Raw genomic sequence first — 14,244 nt, forward strand, 5'->3', positions numbered from 1 at the left:
GGGATGCCGTTCAATCAGTCAGCATGAAGCGGGGTCAGGGCATCGAACAGGGTTCGATACCGGCAGTAACTTCTGTCGTAGGCGGCCTTGGCCGAAGGATTGGGGTCTATCGTCTCGATGCCACCGCTCAGACTTTCGGCCGCCCGCTCCACTGAGGACGAAAGGCCGGTGGCCGTAGCGGCAAGGATTGCCGCACCGATCGGAGCGGCATCGGCGGCGTCGGCGATTTCGACCGGCCTGCCACTGACATCGGCGCGGATCTGCGCCCACACCCGGCTGCGGGCGCCGCCGCCCGAGAGCCTGATGCGCCCGGTGGCGATGCCAAGTTCGTCCAGCCGGTCGACAACGTCGCGCATGGCGAAAGCGCAGCCCTCCAACACGGCGCGCGCGCAGGCCGCTTTGCCGTGGAAGGAAGTAAGGCCGTAGAAAGCGCCCCGCGCCTCGGCGATCCAGCGCGGCGCCATGGCGCCGGAAAGTGCCGGGACGAACAGCAAATCGTCGCTGCCGGCAACGACCGTCGCCGCCAACTCCGACATTGCCGCCGGAGAATCGACGCCGAAAGTGGACAGGAACCATGTCACTGCACCGCCCGAGAGCCATCCGGGGTTGGAGACGAAATAGCGGTCGCTGAGAAAACCATGCGTCTCGACCAGGCCGCCGAGGTCGAGCCGAGGCGTGTCAGACACCGCGCCGACCACTTCCGCCGTGCCGAGATTGCAAGCAACCATGCCGGGCACGACAACGCCGGCGCCGATAGCGGCAGAAAAATCGTCGCCGGTGCCGACCGCCAGCGGGGTGCCCACAGGCAGGCCGGTCAGCTCGGCGCCGGCCGCAGTCAAGGCGCCGGCGACCGCCGATGCATCGTCGATACCGGGCAATTTATCTGCATCGATGTCGAAGGCGGCGAGCAGATCGCCGGCATAGCCGCGCTCCTTCAGCCCATAAAGCATGGTCGTCGAGGCCAGCGCGTGATCGATGACGGCACGGCCGCACAAAGCCGCGACCACGAACGATACCGGCTGGTGCCAGAGTGCTACTCGGTGCACTTCGGGCAGGTTGCGCGTTGCCCAGCGGATTTTCGCCGCCATATGCGTTGCGTCCAGAACGAGACCGGTGCGCTCGCGGATGAAGTCCGGGTCGATTCCAGCAATTTCTCCCGATGCGCGCCGGTCCATCCAGATGATGCACGGCGACAGCGCCTGACCGCTGCTATCGGCAGCGACACAGCCGTCGAGCTGTCCGGCAATGGCGATTCCTTTGATGTCGGATGGCGCCAGCCCGGCCTTGTCGAGTGCGTCGGCAACCGCCGGTCTGAGCGCGGCAAGCCACAGCGCCGGATTCTGTTCGGCCCAGCCCGGCGCCGGGAAGGCCGGCTGGTAAAGCACACGGGCCTCGCCACGCAGCCGCAATTGATCATCGACGACGATCGCCTTCAGGCTTTGTGTGCCGAGATCGATGCCGATGACGGCCATTAGACACGCTCGCAATCCGCGAGGACATCCCGCAGTTGCGAGAGGATAGAACCTTTCGTCGGCGAATAGGAACCGTCGAAAACCGCTGTGCCAATGGTAAAAGCGTCTGCGCCAGCCTGCTTGATTGCCTTGATCCGATCGGCCGAAGCCACCGCGCCGGCTACGATCAGATGCCGTAACGGACCAAGGCCGCGTCGGGCGGCGCGAACCAGTTCGGCCGGGTCGGCCTCGGTGGCCCGATAGGCGAGGATGTCGCATCCCGCACAACCCTTTTCCGCAAAGGATCGGCAGTCGGCCTCGACATCTCCCGGGGAGCCCCCGAGCTTGGTCGGATGGCCGACCGGCCGTCCCGGAAAAGGGTAGTATTCGGTGTCGCTCCCCTCCAGCAGAGCCATGATCTCGTCGACCTGGGTGCCGCCAAGCAGGCGTTGGATGCCGAGATCGCGGGCGATGCGCGCGGAGTTGAGGCATGCCTCCGCTGTCGTCGAGACGACTTCCATATAGGTGGTGGCGCCGGTCCGGCGAATGGCGCCGGCGAGCTTGCGCAGCACATCGGGCGCAACGCCAATATCCTTGAAGCCGACATGCTTCAGACCGACCGGCTCGATCAGATCGACCAGGTCGAGGCAGTCCTCGACCGTGCGATCGTTTCGCGTCAGCATGAAGATGAAGTCCATCCGAAAGGTCCCTCGCCTGGTCGGGAAAGCCGGGTTACTGCCGGTCTGTTAACATCTCCCAACCATTTGTTGCAAGGTGCCACATTTTAATTTGCAGTGCCACACATTTTATGACAGAACGGGCGCCGGCCCACCAGGCACGACTTCTAGGGAGAGGGAAGAATGCTCAAGCCGCTGATACGTGGGAGTACCGCATCCGGACTCCTCGTTCTCGCCGCCCTTATGTGGCAAATCACACAAGCGGCCGCGTGGGATCTGAAAGAGGCGTCGAAGCCTTATAGCGGCCAAACCATCCGCATGGTCGGCGAGGCGCTGCCGCCGCTCGAAGCGTTGAAGAAGATGGCGCCGGAGTTTGAAAAGCAGACCGGCATCCATGTCGAAGTCGAGATGTACGAGCATTCCGAAGCCGTTAACAAGGTGCAGCTCGATCTCAATTCGCACCGCGGCCGCTACGACGTCATCATCCAGCCGCATCGCGAACTCGGCAAATTCGCCACCAACAACCATCTGGTCGAAATCGCCAAGATGATGGCCGATCCGGCTTTGCGCGATCCGACCTTCGAGCCGGAAAAGCAGCTCTACCAGACCGCCTGGCACGAAATCTCCTGGTATGACGGCAAGGAGTACGGCTTCCCCTTCACCGTGCTCAATATGTTCATGTGGTATCGCTCGGACCTGCTCGCCGACCCCAAGGAGCAGGCAGGCTTCAAGGCCAAGTATGGCTACGACCTCGCTCCCGCCAAGGACTGGAAGCAGTATCGCGACATCGCTGAATGGTTCTACCGTCCCGACCAGGGCTTTTACGGCACCGCCCTGCAGGGCAAGCGCCACGAGGCGCTGTGGTATGAGTGGCTCAACTTCCTCTATTCTTTCGGCGGCGACGTGCTCGACGTGAAGAGCGGCTCGGCCTGCGGCCCGGTCATCGTCAACAGCCCCAAGGCCGTCGCCTCACTCGAATATTACAAGAGCCTGCTGCAATTCTCGCCGCCGGACAGCCTCAACTATTTCTGGGACGATGTCATGGCGCTGATGCAGCAGGCCAAGGTCGCCGAGCTGATCATGTGGAACGACGCCACCTATGCCGTGTCGGTCGACACGACGGCCTCCACCGTCGTCGGCAAGGTCGGCTTCGACCTCGTGCCGCAAGGCGAAGGCGGCAAGATCGGCCAGGTCGAGGGCTGGACCTACCTGATCCCCGTCTATTCGAAGAACCAGCAGGCGGCCTTCCTCTTCGTCCAGTGGATGATGGGCTATGATCGCCAGCTCGAACAGCATCTCAATGGCGGCGCCTCGGGCCGGCCCGATGTCTATGCCTCGGCGGAGGTGCAGAAACTGCCCTACGCCAAGGCTTCGATGGAGGCCAACGAGCATGCGGTGCCGAAGGCGACGCTGCCGCAATCGGCCGAGATGACCGACATATTGGTGCGTGAGCTGTCGTCCTACCTCGCCGGCGAGAAGGAAGCGCAGGCTGCCCTCGACACCGCCGCCACCGACATCTCGACATTGCTCGGTTCTTGCGCACCCATGACCTATCCGGCACGATAGGTCTCAAATGTCGCGCAGAGGCTACCCGCACAAGCGGGTAGCCATTCTTGTCCGCAGGAAACGCCCGTGACGAACCGCACTCCATCGCTGCGCGGAATGCCGCTTCTCGACCGTGGGGTGGGACCGCTGCTGATGCTGCCGGCGACGCTGCTCGTCGTCGTCTTCCTGGTCGGCCCGTTCTACTACATGGTCTATACCGCGCTGACCGACCTCAGCTTTGCCGATGCCAGCCATGCGGGCGCCTTTGTCGGCTTCGACAATTTCCGCAAGCTGATGCGCAACGACCCATTCTTCTGGGCGTCGTTCCTGCTGACGCTGAAATTCGTCGTCATCGCCGTGGGCCTCGAATTCCTGCTCGGCTTCGCGCTCGCCTTCCTGATCTTCCGCTTCGTCGCCAGCCAACGGCTTTTGACCACGCTGCTGCTCATCCCGATGATGATCGCGCCGGTCGCGGTCGGTCTGATCTGGCGCCTGCTTTTGCAGGGCGATTTCGGCATGCTCACCTTCTACATGCGCAAGGTCGGCCTGCTGGCGCAGAATGCTGCCGTGCTTTCGGCACCCGACCTGGTCTTTCCGACCATCATCGCCATCGATGTCTGGCAGTGGACGCCTTTCGTTACCCTGATCATGCTGGCCGGGATGATGAGCCTGCCGCGCGCGCCGTTCGAGGCGGCGATGATGGATGGCGCCAAACCGTTCCAGATTTTTCGCGATGTCATGCTGCCGCTGCTCAGACCCGTCATCGCGCTGGTGCTGCTCTTGCGCGGCATCGACGCCTTCAAGGAATTCGACAAGGTGTTTTTGATGACCGGCGGCGGCCCGGGAACGCTGACCGAGCTGGTCTCGATCTATGCCTACCGCGTCAATTTCCGCAACTGGGACCTCGGCTACGGCGCCGCGATCGCCTTCATGATCTATCTCGTCGTGCTGATCCTGTGCTCGGTCTTCTACAAGGCCGTCTACTGGTCGAGCCGTAAACCGGCGGCTGCGTTTTGAGGGCGCGGCGATGATTGACCAATCCACAAACCGCGCCTGGAAAAGCTTTGCCTGGGCGGTACTGCTGGTCGCCATCGTGGTCGCCTTGACGCCTTATGTTTGGATGGTGCTGGCCTCGTTCAAGAACCGCGTCGACCTGTTGTCGTCGGTACCGAAATGGGTCTTCACGCCGACACTCTCCAACTATCCAGCCGTCTTCATCGACAAGGAATATTGGCCGCTGGCGATCAATTCGGTGCTGATCTCGGTGTCGTCGACTGTGCTGTGCATCCTCATCGGCGCGCCGGCCGCCTATGGCTTTGCCCGCTCGGATTTTCCGGGCAAGGAAGACCTGTTCTTCTTCTTCCTGACCACCCGCATGGCGCCGCCGATCTCGATCGCCGTGCCGTTGTTCCTGTTCTTCACGTCGCTCGGCCTGATCGACACCATCTATGCTGTGGTCATCGCCCACACCTCCTTCAACCTGTCGCTCGTCGTCTGGATGATGCGCGGGTTCTTTGCCGAAATACCCAGGGAGATTGATGAGGCGGCGATGATGGACGGGCGCTCGCGGCTCGGCGCCTTCTTCTTCGTCGTCGCGCCGCTGGCCGCGCCCGGCATCGGCGCCACCGCCGTGCTCTGCTTCATCCTGTCGTGGAACGAGTTCCTCTACGCCTTCATCCTCGTCGCCTTCGACGGGCGTCCGCTCACCGTCGGCATACCCGGCCTGGTGACGCCGCATGGCACGCTGTGGGGACAGGTCGCCGCGGTCGCCATCGTGGCGACGCTGCCGATCGTGCTTTTCACGTTCCTTGTCCAGAAACAGCTGGTCCGCGGCCTCACCTTCGGCGCGGTCAAGGGCTGAAGGGATCTCGCATGGCAATTGTTTTCGACGGCGTCACCAAGGCCTTCCCGGACGGGACGGTGGCGCTGCAGGCGCTCGACCTTGCTTTCGAGCCCGGCGAATTCCTCGTCCTGCTCGGCCCCTCGGGCTCCGGCAAGACGACAGCCTGCCGGCTGCTTGCCGGCCTCGAACGTCCGACGGCCGGCCGCATCCTAGTCGAGAGTCGCGATGTCACCGACCTGCCGCCGCGGCTGCGCGGCATGGGCATGGTGTTCCAGAACTACGCGCTCTACAGTCACAAGAGCGTCTACGAGAACATCGCCTATCCCTTGCGCATCCGGAAAATGCCGGCGGCTGAGCTCGACCGTTGCGTGCGCGCCATGGCCGAGCTGCTCGAAATCACCCGCTACCTCGACCGGCGGCCCTCGCAATTGTCGGGCGGCCAGGCGCAGCGCGTAGCGGTCGCCCGCGCCCTGGTCTGGCAGCCGAGCCTGTGCCTGATGGACGAGCCGCTGTCCAATCTCGACGCCTTGCTGCGCCTGCATATGCGCACCGAGCTGAAGCGCCTGCATCGCGAGCTCAAGAAGACCTTCGTCTTCGTCACCCACGATCAGGAAGAGGCGATGACGCTGGCGACACGGGTCGCGGTGCTGCGCGAAGGCGCGCTGATCCAGTATGACGATCCGCGCGAGATCTACCGCCGGCCGGCCAACCGCTTCATCGCCGAATTCATCGGCCGTCCGGCAATGAACACCTTCGACGGCGATGTCCGCGGCGGCGTCTTCCACGCCAACGGCTTTACCTGCCCGCTGCCGGGAAAACCTGACGGTCCCATCGTGCTCGGCATCCGCCCCGAGCAGATCCAGCTTGTCGACGCGTCCGCCGGCGATGCGATCCGGTTTGCCATCGATGTCGTCGAACCGGTCGAACCCGATGTGCTGATCTTCGCCAAGAGCGAGGCAAACGCGCTGATCGTCAGGACAGTGAATGACGATCGCGCCTACGACCCCGGCCAACCGCTGCACCTGCGCTTCCCACCAGCAGCGCTGCACACGTTCGATGCGGTGTCGGGAGCACGGCTGCCGTGAGCACGCTGCTCGCTCTGGTGCCGCTGGCCGCCGCAGCGCTGGTCTGGCGGCTGTTCTATGTTTTCAACAAGTCGAGGCGCTGGTTCTCGACCGGCGAGCTCATCTTCTGGGACGCCATCGCACTGGTCATCCTGCAACTCGTCTGGCTGATCTGGTTCTGAATCCGCGTCGAGAGTAGCCGAGCGCGCAGCCGTCCTTGCGCGGATACGAAGTTGCCCGCATCGCTTCCGTGGCGCGAACCGGCGAACGACCGGGGAACTGGAAATCACGCATGCAATCGCCTCCGATGATCCCCGCCTGCCAGCCGCAATCTCAGTGCTTGATGCGGTCGCGCATGGCGTACCACAACATGCCCAGCACATAGAGCGGACCACGCAGCGCCGTGCCGCCAGGGAACGGCATCGGCGTCAGCGTCGAGAACAGGTCGAGCCGTGCGGCGGCGCCCGTGATGGCTTCGGCCAGCAGCTTGCCCGACAGCGTCGACAGGATCACGCCCTTGCCGGAATAGCCATGTGCGAAATAGACCTCGCCATAGCGCCCGACATGCGGCAGCCGGGATGTCGTCACCGACACCAGCCCGCCCCAGGCATGGTCGATGCGGCAACCCTTCAGTTGCGGGAAAGTGGCTTCCATATGCGGCCGCACGAAGCCGGCAATGTCGGCCGGCGGCGACGGCGTGTAGCGCTCGCCGCCACCGAACAGCAACCGTCCGTCTGCCGACATGCGGTAGTAGTTGACGACGAAACGCGTGTCGGACACCGCGACATTGGCCGGGATGACGTTGCGCTTGCCCTCCAGCGGCTCGGTGGCGACGATGTAGTTGCCGACCGGCATGATGCGGCTGTTGACGCGCGGCTCCAGCCCGTGCAGCAACGCATCGCCGGCCAAGACGACATGTTTGGCCCGCACCGAGCCCTTCGATGTCGAGACCCGGATCGAAGGCTCGCGCTCCAGCTTCACCGCCACCGAATTCTCATGGATGACGACACCTGCCGCCACAGCGGCACGGGCAAGGCCGAGCGTGTAGTTCAGCGGATGCATGTGGCCGCCAAGCGGCTCATACATGGCCCCGTGGTAAGGCGTGTCGACCTTGGCCCGCGCTTCCGCCGCCGACAGGATCTCGACGTCACGAAACTTCATCACGCTTTCGAGGCATTTGGCCTCGTCTTCGAGATCTCTGAGATCGGAGCCGTTGACCGCGCCGACCAGATGACCGGTGAGTCTCAGGTCGCAATCGATGGTATGGCGCTCGATGATGTCGAGCACCAGGCCGCGCGCTTCGAAGGCAAGGTCGAACAGCGCCTTCGCCCGCTCGGGGCCATAGAGCTTGACCAGCCCCTTGGCGCCCTTGCGCAGACCGGGGATCATCTGGCCGCCATTGCGGCCCGACGCACCCCAGCCGATCTTGCCGCCCTCAAGCAAAACCACCTTCAGGCCGCGTTCGGCGGCATGAAAGGGCGGCCGACAGGCCCGTGCAGCCGCCGCCGACCACCACCAAATCGGCGTCGACGTCTCCCACCAGCGCCGGATGGTCCGGCGCCGGATTGGCGGTGGCGACATAATAGGATTTGCCGATATCGAGACCGGAATTGAAACCTGTTGAGCTGGAGGCCATGATCACACCTTCAGCAACAAATGGTCGCGTTCCCAGCTCGTCACCACGCTCTGGAAAAGGTCGAGCTCGACGCTCTTGACGCGCAGATAGGTCTGGAAGAAATCCTCGCCCAGCAACGCTCGCACCGGCTCGCAAGCGGTGAAGCGGTCGAGCGCCTCCTCCATGGTTTTAGGCAGCGTGCTTTTGATCTTGTAGGCATTACCCGACGCCTCAGCCGAGCGCGCCAGCTTCTGCTCGACGCCGAGATAGCCGGCGAGCAGCGAGCCGGCGATCGCCAGATAGGGATTGCAATCCGCACCCGGTAGCCGATTCTCCACCCGTCTTGCGGCACGCCCGCCGGCCGGCACGCGCAGGCCACAGGAACGGTTGTCGTGCGACCATTCGATGTTGGCCGGCGCGCTGTGGTTCGGCCGGATGCGGCGGAACGAATTCACGTTCGGCGCAAACAGCGGCATGATCTCAGGCACGTACTTCTGCAGGCCGCCGATGAAATGGTTGAACATTTCGGTGTCGGCATCATCAGCGCTGGCAAACAGCGCCGCGCCGGTCTTCTCGTCGACGACAGACATGTGCAGGTGCATCGAGCTGCCCGCCTGTGCAGCGATCGGCTTGGCCATGAAGGTGGCATGCATGCCGCTCTGTTGCGCGGCCTGGCGTGTCAGCCTCTTGAACAGCAGCACCTGGTCGGCGAGCGGCACCGCATCACCATGCAGCAGGTTGATCTCCAGCTGCGCCGTGCCGGACTCATGGATCAGCGTGTCGAGGGGCAGGCCGGCGGCCGCGGCATAGTCGTAGACGCGCCGGACCACCGGCTCGAATTCTTCCAGCGCCACCATGTCATAGGGATGCTGTGAGCCTTCGGCGCGGCCGTTGGCGCCGACCGGTGCGGTCAGCGGCTGGTCGGGATTGGGATTGGGCGCGGTCAGATAGAATTCGACCTCCGGCGCCACCACCGCGCGCCAGCCGCGCTGGCGATAGAGATCGAGCACGGCTCGCAGCACGTGCCGCGGTGAGGCCATCCATGGCCTGCCGTCCATGTGGAAGGCGTCTGCGAAGACATAGGCTTTGCCGGCGCCGCCGCCCGGCGCCAGGCACAGCGTCGAGACGTCAGGCACCATGCGCATATCCGGATCCTGATAGGCAAAGCCTTCATCGATCGAGCCGGAATAGCGGCCATCGATGCTGACCAGGAAAGCGCTGCTCGGCAGATAGAGAGCGCGGTCTTCCAGCGCCTTGAGAAACTTCGCAGTCGGCAGCGCCTTGCCGCGCAGCACGCCGTTCATATCGGGCACCAGGCATTCGACTTCGGTGATGCCGTGCTGGGCGAGCCAGCTCTTGGGATCGTTGCTGGTGAAGAGAGTGGTGTTGGTATTTTTGTCCTGCATTTTGGTTCACGTACCTATGAGAGAGAGTATGGCTTGCGCGGCCACATCCGTTCCAGGGGTCAGCGCCATCCGGGCTGCATTCTCCCTGAGGCGGGCGCGCATCACATCGTCGGCCAGCAGGCCGAGAATGGCTCTCTCCAGTCCCCCTTCGGTCCAGGCGTCACGACCGATATGGTCGCCGACGCCCGTCTCTCCCGCACGTTGCGCATTGTCATGTCCGTCCCAGCAATAGGGCATGATCAGCGACGGCACGCCGAAGCGCAGCGCCTCGCAAAAGCTGTTGTTGCCTCCGTGATGAATAAACAGGTCCGATTTCGCCACCACCGAAGGCTGCGGAAACCAGGCATCGAGATAGACATTGTCCGGCACCGCGCGATAGGCGTCGCGCAGGCCACCGACGTTGACGATGAAGCGCGCCGGCAGCCTGTCGAAGACGGCGAGCATGCGCTCGATCAGCCCGACATCCATGGCGCCGAGGCTGCCGAAGCTGACATAGACCAGCGGCCCGCCATTGCGCGGAAACACCGGCACCTCGAACGGCCCTTCCGAGCGCACGCAGCCTTCGAGATAAATGAAGCGGGCGGGGTCGAGCGGCTCGGCGCGCTCGCGCCGCACGATCGCCGGCGTCAGCAGCAGATTGAGATCGGGTGACGTCTCGAGGAACAGGCCCTTGGGCAAAGGCGCCAGGCCGGCATCCACGCGAAAGCGGTTGAAGCGGTCATGCGCCGGCGCCGAGGCCGCGAGGTAGCGCGCCTCGAACGCCTCGCATTGCGGGTCATCGGCAGCCATCCCGGAGAGGTAAGGCGGCACTTCGGCATCAGGCAGTTCCGTCTCGGCGCAGGAGACGACACGCACCCACGGACAGCCGGCGGCAGCAATCGCAGGGAACATGATGACATTGTCGAGCACCACCGCATCGGGCTTCAGCCGCGACAGCAATTGGCGCAGCGGCGCCTCGGCATTGACCGCGGTGTCGACGATCGCCTGCCAGGTCGGCGCGACATAGGTTTCGAGCTGGTCGATCGGGCTCAGCCGGAAATGCGGCAGGTGCCGGCGCACGAACGCCTGCCAGTAGCTCTGGCGTTCGCTGTCGCTCAGCGGCTCGTCGGTCGGCAGCTGGTATTCCTGGAACCCGTAGTCGGCAAAGACGCCGGAGAAGCCGGCATGGCAGATGAAGACGGGGCGAGCGCCCTTGGCACGCAATGCCTGTGCGATACCGACGCAATTCAACGCGGCGCCGAAACTGGCTTCGGGAAACAGCGCGATGGTCGGGCTGGCTTTACGCGTCAATTATTCCTCTTCAGTCGGGCCGGCTGATCATGCCGAACAGTGCGGGAGCCCCGCGGCTGGCCGCTTGCGGTCGCTGGTTGCGGGAGAGCCGCAGGTGGATGCGAAGCAGATCGGCAGCCACCTCATACTGCCGGCTTTCAAGATAGTCGAGTATGCCTAAGTGTTCGCGCAGCGATTGCCGCAGCCGGAAGACGTTGACGCCGGCATAGATGCCAGGCAACCGGCGCAGGCGCAGATGATCGGCCAGCGCATCCGACACAAAGCGGTTGGCGCAGCCCTCGGCGATCATGCTGTGGAAATCCATGTCCAGCCGCTGGAACTCGCGCGTGTCCAAGGTCGCGTCCGGCAATGCCGAGAGCGCTTCCATGCCCTGGCGCAACGCCGCGGCCCGCGCACCATCCAGCCGGAAGCCAGGCGCCAGGATCGCCGCGGGCTCCAACAGCAAGCGGAATTCATAGCTTTCGCCTTGCGCCTCCGGATCGTCCGGCGTGCGTCGAAACAGCCAGGACTGGCCGGGCGCACGGTCGAGAAGATTCTCATCCGTCAGTTTATTCAGCGCTTTTAGTACCGTCTTGCGATCGGCATCGTAGCGTCGCATCAGCCCGGCGACGGTCACAGTCTGGTCCAGCCTTCGCGCCGAGCGATCGCGCAGGATCGCTTCCGCAAGCTCGTCTTCCTCAGCACTGGGAAGCGCGGCGGCAATGGCCGGCTGCGCAGCGAGGTCGACCGCAAGATGATAACCGGAATCGGCCTCCCAGCGCACCACGCCCCGTTCCGCGAGCAGGCTGAGTGCTGCCCGCACCGGTGTGCGCGAGACATTGCACAGCGAGGCGATCTGCTGCTCGGGCAGGCGGGCGCCGGGCTCGAAGCCGCGCTGGCGCGCGACATCGAGGATGCGCTGCGCCAGATCGAGATGGTTGGTGCGAGGTCGTCGGGCTGCGGCTTGCATGACTGGTCTCGGCGGACGGGTGACGCATTGGTTTGGCCGATCGCCGGAACGGACGCAATGGCCAGATTCCTCGGTCGGTTGGCAAATTATGGATTGACGTACTTTTTTCTGCAATAGTACTGTCAGCACAATCGGCGAGAAAAGACCGAGGGAACAGGATCGAGGCATCGGCGCGGGTCGCCGGCTTTGGTCCGGCAAATGATTTCGACGATCAAACCGAATGGGAGTCTGCCATGACCGCTACCAGCCTGCGGCGCCGTGCGCTCAAAATATCTTCAATCGCTCTCGGCCTTGCTCTGGCGCTGTCGGCGCCGGCCGCCGCCGCCGACCTCGTCATTTCCAACTGGGATGGCTACATGGCGCCCGACGCCATGGCCGCCTTCAAGACCGCGACCGGCGTCTCCGGCGAAGTGGTGGTGCACGCCACCAATGAAGAGATTATGGGGAAGCTGATTGCCGCCGGCGGCAAGGGCTATGACGTGGTTTTCGTCTCCTCGCCCTTCGCCGAAGTGTTGAACAAGCTCGGCCTGACCGAACCGGTCGATCACGCCAAGATCCCCAACCTCGCCAACCTCTATCCGGAGGCGACCAAGCTGCCGCACGATGTCGGCAACGCTTTCTCCGTCCCCTACACCTGGGGCACGACGGGCCTCTGCTACCGCTCGGACCTGGTCAAGACGGCGCCCACAAGCTGGAGCGACCTGCTCGCGCCCTCCGACGAGTTGAAGGGCAAGACCACCATGCTGGCGACCGACCGCTGGTTGCTGGCAGCCGGGCAGCTCGACAAGGGCTATTCGGTCAACGAGACCGACCCGGCCAAGATGGCCGAGGTCAAGGACCTCTTGATCTCGGCAAAGAAAACCCTGCTCGCCTATGACGACACCACTTTCTACTCCAAGCTGGTTTCCGGCGAGGCGCTGATGGTGCAGGCCTGGGACGGCTGGTGCAACTACGGCATCGCCGACAAGCCCGAGATCAAATACGTCATCCCCAAGGAAGGTTCGGACCTGTGGGTCGACACGATGGTGGTGATGAAGGCGTCCGAGCACAAGGACGACGCCTTCAAGTTCATCAACTTCATGCTCGACGCCAAGAACCACGCCTGGGCGGCACAGAATATTGACTACAAGGTTCCGAACAAGCCGGCGATGGAAAGCCTGCCGGCCGACTTCCTGGCCAAATTCCCCAACATGGCGATGCCGGTGGCCGACCTCGTCAAGTTCGAGCAGTTGCGTGACGTCGGCGAAGCCCAGCGCGACTATTCCAAGATCGTCAGCGAGATCAAGGCCGCGCAGTAGGCGGCGTAGACATCGCGGCCGGCGGCGCTTCTGTCGCCGGCCCTGAGCGGTATCCAAGATTTGTCCCAGACCCGACTTCGCTCCTCCTTGCTGATGGCCCCGGCGCTGGTCTGGTTGACCGCTCTGATGGTGGTGCCATGCGCGCTGGTGCTGGCGCTCGCCTTCTTCCGGCGCGGCATCTATGGCGGCATCGCCTACACTTTCACGCTGGAGAATTTCGGGCTGGTCTTCGACCCGCTCTATGCCGGCATCTTCCTCAACTCGGCGCGCATCGCCGGCACCGCGACGCTGATCGCCGTGGTGATCGGCTATGCCGCTGCCTATGCGATTGCGGCCGCACCGCGCCGGTGGCAGCCAATTTTCCTGTTCTTCGCCGTGCTGCCGTTCTGGTCCAACTATCTGATCCGCACCTATGCCTGGATCGTGCTGCTCAATCGCGAAGGCCTGATCACCCAGCTCTTGCGCTGGTTCGGCTACACCGGCGAGCCACCGTCGATGCTCTACACCGAAGGTGCAGTCATCGCCGGGCTGGTCTACAACTATCTGCCCTTCGTCATCCTCGCCTGCTACGCGCCGCTGTCGCGCCTCAATCCGGAACTCGCCGAAGCCTCGCGCGATCTCGGCGCGTCCGCTGCCACCACCTTCCGACGTGTCATCCTGCCGCTGACGGTGCCTGGCATAGCCGCCGGCGCCGTCTTCGTCTTCGTGCTGTCGATCGGCAATTTCGTCACTCCGGCGCTGCTCGGCGGCGGCCGCTTCCAGATGATCGGCAACCTCGTCTACGACCAGTTCCTGACCGCCAATGACTGGCCCTTCGGCGCAGCGCTGGCCATGGCGCTGATCGCCATTATGCTCCTGGTGCTGATGGTGCAGGCGCTGGCCGCCGACCGCGCCGCGGGGCGTGCGGCTGAGGTAAAAGCCGATGGCTGAGCGCGGCGCGATCCTTGCCTTCTCCCCGTTCACGGGGAGAAGGTGCCCCGAAGGGGCGGATGAGGGGCGACGCCAGCGCCTGCAAGGTTGGGCGCTGCCCCTCATCCGCCTGGCGGCATCTTCTCCCCGTGAACGGGGAGAAGGACGCAGTTCGTTCACGCGGCTCCAAACTATCG

General features: G+C 63.9%; 12 protein-coding genes and 1 pseudogene. 7 read left to right on the forward strand and 6 right to left on the reverse strand.

The genetic code is table 11. The annotated features are described in order from the left end of the window. Positions 1-14: 14 nt before the first annotated feature. Positions 15-1,472 carry a xylulokinase gene (locus tag AC04SH_RS28625; protein WP_488577502.1) on the reverse strand — a complete coding sequence of 486 codons (1,458 nt, stop codon included), beginning with the start codon at positions 1,470-1,472 and terminating at the stop codon, positions 15-17. Then, positions 1,472-2,149 (reverse strand): beta/alpha barrel domain-containing protein, encoded by a 678-nt coding sequence (locus AC04SH_RS28630; protein WP_112562876.1) that lies wholly within the window; start codon positions 2,147-2,149, stop codon positions 1,472-1,474. The genes AC04SH_RS28625 and AC04SH_RS28630 overlap by 1 nt, the downstream gene beginning before the upstream one ends. Positions 2,150-2,311: 162 nt before the next feature. Between AC04SH_RS28630 and AC04SH_RS28635 the strand changes: the two genes are divergently transcribed. From AC04SH_RS28635 to AC04SH_RS28655, 5 genes are all read left to right on the forward strand, one after another. Beyond that, on the forward strand, positions 2,312-3,694 hold the full coding sequence (locus tag AC04SH_RS28635) for an ABC transporter substrate-binding protein (protein ID WP_352585566.1): 1,383 nt from the start codon (positions 2,312-2,314) through the stop codon (positions 3,692-3,694). Between the two features lie 66 nt (positions 3,695-3,760). Beyond that, positions 3,761-4,690 (forward strand): carbohydrate ABC transporter permease, encoded by a 930-nt coding sequence (locus AC04SH_RS28640; protein WP_488577503.1) that lies wholly within the window; start codon positions 3,761-3,763, stop codon positions 4,688-4,690. Between the two features lie 10 nt (positions 4,691-4,700). After that, entirely contained in the window at positions 4,701-5,534 is an 834-nt protein-coding gene (locus AC04SH_RS28645; RefSeq protein WP_488577504.1) for a carbohydrate ABC transporter permease, read from the forward strand. 11 nt (positions 5,535-5,545) lie between these two features. Further along, positions 5,546-6,601, forward strand: a complete 1,056-nt coding sequence (locus AC04SH_RS28650) for an ABC transporter ATP-binding protein (RefSeq protein WP_488577505.1) — start codon at positions 5,546-5,548, stop codon at positions 6,599-6,601. After that, positions 6,598-6,762 carry a hypothetical protein gene (locus tag AC04SH_RS28655; protein ID WP_192255530.1) on the forward strand — a complete coding sequence of 55 codons (165 nt, stop codon included), beginning with the start codon at positions 6,598-6,600 and terminating at the stop codon, positions 6,760-6,762. Before AC04SH_RS28650 ends, AC04SH_RS28655 begins: the two co-directional genes overlap by 4 nt. A 151-nt stretch (positions 6,763-6,913) precedes the next feature. Here the strand turns inward: AC04SH_RS28655 and AC04SH_RS28660 are convergent. The 4 genes and pseudogenes from AC04SH_RS28660 to AC04SH_RS28675 all read right to left on the reverse strand — a co-directional run bounded on the left by AC04SH_RS28660 (position 6,914) and on the right by AC04SH_RS28675 (position 11,840). Continuing rightward, a pseudogene (locus AC04SH_RS28660) lies at positions 6,914-8,216 on the reverse strand (NAD(P)/FAD-dependent oxidoreductase). A gap of 2 nt (positions 8,217-8,218) precedes the next feature. After that, entirely contained in the window at positions 8,219-9,601 is a 1,383-nt protein-coding gene (locus tag AC04SH_RS28665) for a glutamine synthetase family protein (RefSeq protein WP_488577506.1), read from the reverse strand. Between the two features lie 6 nt (positions 9,602-9,607). Then, positions 9,608-10,891: a nucleotide disphospho-sugar-binding domain-containing protein gene (locus tag AC04SH_RS28670; RefSeq protein WP_488577507.1), complete on the reverse strand. Its 1,284-nt coding sequence runs from the start codon at positions 10,889-10,891 to the stop codon at positions 9,608-9,610. A 10-nt stretch (positions 10,892-10,901) separates the two neighbouring features. After that, a complete protein-coding gene (locus tag AC04SH_RS28675; RefSeq protein WP_488577508.1) occupies positions 10,902-11,840 on the reverse strand; it encodes a GntR family transcriptional regulator in 939 nt (312 codons plus the stop codon). 233 nt (positions 11,841-12,073) lie between these two features. On the opposite strand from AC04SH_RS28675, the gene AC04SH_RS28680 reads away from it, so the two are divergent. After that, positions 12,074-13,138, forward strand: a complete 1,065-nt coding sequence (locus tag AC04SH_RS28680) for a polyamine ABC transporter substrate-binding protein (protein WP_203280456.1) — start codon at positions 12,074-12,076, stop codon at positions 13,136-13,138. Positions 13,139-13,231: 93 nt separating this feature from the next. After that, the gene (locus AC04SH_RS28685) at positions 13,232-14,068 is read left to right on the forward strand and encodes an ABC transporter permease (RefSeq protein ID WP_488577523.1); all 837 of its coding nucleotides are present in this window, start codon (positions 13,232-13,234) and stop codon (positions 14,066-14,068) included. Positions 14,069-14,244 lie beyond the last annotated feature (176 nt).

It is taken from the genome of Mesorhizobium sp. CNPSo 4688 (genome assembly GCF_057784295.1).

Excerpts from the sequence above, each read along its gene's own strand:
- AC04SH_RS28650 (WP_488577505.1), top strand. The coding sequence starts at position 5,546 with ATGGCAATTGTTTTCGACGGCGTCACCAAGGCCTTCCCGGACGGGACG.
- AC04SH_RS28680 (WP_203280456.1), top strand. The coding sequence starts at position 12,074 with ATGACCGCTACCAGCCTGCGGCGCCGTGCGCTCAAAATATCTTCAATC.
- AC04SH_RS28635 (WP_352585566.1), top strand. The coding sequence starts at position 2,312 with ATGCTCAAGCCGCTGATACGTGGGAGTACCGCATCCGGACTCCTCGTT.
- AC04SH_RS28665 (WP_488577506.1), bottom strand. The coding sequence starts at position 9,601 with ATGCAGGACAAAAATACCAACACCACTCTCTTCACCAGCAACGATCCC.
- AC04SH_RS28675 (WP_488577508.1), bottom strand. The coding sequence starts at position 11,840 with ATGCAAGCCGCAGCCCGACGACCTCGCACCAACCATCTCGATCTGGCG.
- AC04SH_RS28685 (WP_488577523.1), top strand. The coding sequence starts at position 13,232 with ATGGCCCCGGCGCTGGTCTGGTTGACCGCTCTGATGGTGGTGCCATGC.
- AC04SH_RS28645 (WP_488577504.1), top strand. The coding sequence starts at position 4,701 with ATGATTGACCAATCCACAAACCGCGCCTGGAAAAGCTTTGCCTGGGCG.
- AC04SH_RS28630 (WP_112562876.1), bottom strand. The coding sequence starts at position 2,149 with ATGGACTTCATCTTCATGCTGACGCGAAACGATCGCACGGTCGAGGAC.
- AC04SH_RS28625 (WP_488577502.1), bottom strand. The coding sequence starts at position 1,472 with ATGGCCGTCATCGGCATCGATCTCGGCACACAAAGCCTGAAGGCGATC.